Below are 1,320 nucleotides of genomic sequence, written 5' to 3' on the forward strand. Positions count from 1 at the left end.
GCTCGACTTCGAGCGTCGTCTTGATGATCGCGAGCACCGGCGTGATGCCCGAGCCGCCCGAGAAGGCGAGGTACTGCTGACCCTGCTCCGCGTTCAGGTGCGTGAAGAAGCGCCCGTCGGGCGTCATCACGTCGATCGTGTGGCCGGGCTGCAGCGTGTCGAACGCGAAGTTCGAGAAGCGCCCGCCACGCACACGCTTGATGCCGATGCGCAACTCGCCGTCGCGATCGTAGTCGGTGACGCCCACGCAGATCGAATACGAGCGGCGCGTTTCCTCACCGTCGATATGCGTCTTGAGCGTGACGAACTGGCCCTGCGTGAAGCGGTAGTGCTCGCGCAGCTCGGGCGGGACTTCGAAGGCGACGGAGACCGCATCGGCAGTTTCGGGACGCACTTCGCGGATACGCAGCGGATGGAATTGCGGGGTGGCCATATCAGTACGGTTTGAAGTAGTCGAAGGGTTCGCGGCAGTCGAGGCAGCGATACAGGGCCTTGCAGGCGGTCGAGCCGAATTGCGCGAGCCGCTCGGTGTGCGCCGAGCCGCAGCGCGGGCAGGACGGTGCGGGCAGCGCGCGGGGCACGAAGCGCAGCACTTTTTCCTGCGGCGCGGCGGAACTCGCGGCCGCGCCGCAGTTGCCGGTCGGCGGTGCGATGCCGTAGGCGCGCAGTTTTTCGCGGGCGTCGGCGGTGATCCAGTCGGTGGTCCACGCCGGCGCGAGCACGGTGGCGACGCGGTAGGGCGTGAGCTGCGCGGTCGTGAGCGCCAGGCCGATGTCTTCGGCGATCTGCGACATCGCCGGGCAGCCCGAGTAGGTCGGCGTGATCACGACTTCGAGCGCGCCGTCGGCGGCGCGTCGCACGTCGCGCAGGATGCCGAGCTCGCGGATCGAGACTACCGGGATCTCCGGGTCCGGCACCGCTTCGAGCACGGTCCAGGCGTGGGCGAGCGCGGGATCGGTCATGTTCGCGGGCTGCGGGGCGGTCGAGGTCGTCATCGCGTGCTCACCAGCTGGCGCCCGGATGCTGGCGCGCGAGGCTCTGCATTTCGGCCAGCACGAAGCCCATGTGCTCGGAGTGCTCGCCGTGCTTGCCCGTCGTCACGTGCTTTACCGCCGCGGGCAGCGTCAGCGTGGCTTCGTCGAGCGTGGCGCGCACGTCGTCGAGCCAGGCAGCTTCCAGCGCCGGGGTGCGCGGGCCGATGCCGGCCGCGGCGATCGCGTCTTCCACCGCGTCCGCGCTGAAGAACTCGTACGTGTACGGCATCAGATAGTCGAGCGCGGCCTGCGCGCGGCGGTGCGATTCGTCGGTGCCGTCGCCGAA

Annotated in this window: 3 protein-coding genes; all 3 read right to left on the reverse strand. The window is 69.2% G+C overall.

Annotated features, from left to right (window positions below; all coding sequences use genetic code 11):
• On the reverse strand, window positions 1-433 hold a 433-nt coding region (locus CI15_RS19390), incomplete at its 3' end, for an FAD-binding oxidoreductase (protein ID WP_241495870.1).
• Window position 434: 1 nt separating this feature from the next.
• Window positions 435-995: a 1,2-phenylacetyl-CoA epoxidase subunit PaaD gene (paaD, locus tag CI15_RS19395; protein ID WP_062129935.1), complete on the reverse strand. Its 561-nt coding sequence runs from the start codon at window positions 993-995 to the stop codon at window positions 435-437.
• Window positions 996-1,002: 7 nt separating this feature from the next.
• Window positions 1,003-1,320 (reverse strand): Phenylacetic acid catabolic protein (locus tag CI15_RS19400; RefSeq protein ID WP_174543243.1); only part of this gene is annotated, 318 nt, incomplete at its 5' end.

The sequence above is a fragment of the Paraburkholderia monticola genome, from assembly GCF_001580545.1.
GTDB classification, from domain to species: domain Bacteria; phylum Pseudomonadota; class Gammaproteobacteria; order Burkholderiales; family Burkholderiaceae; genus Paraburkholderia; species Paraburkholderia monticola.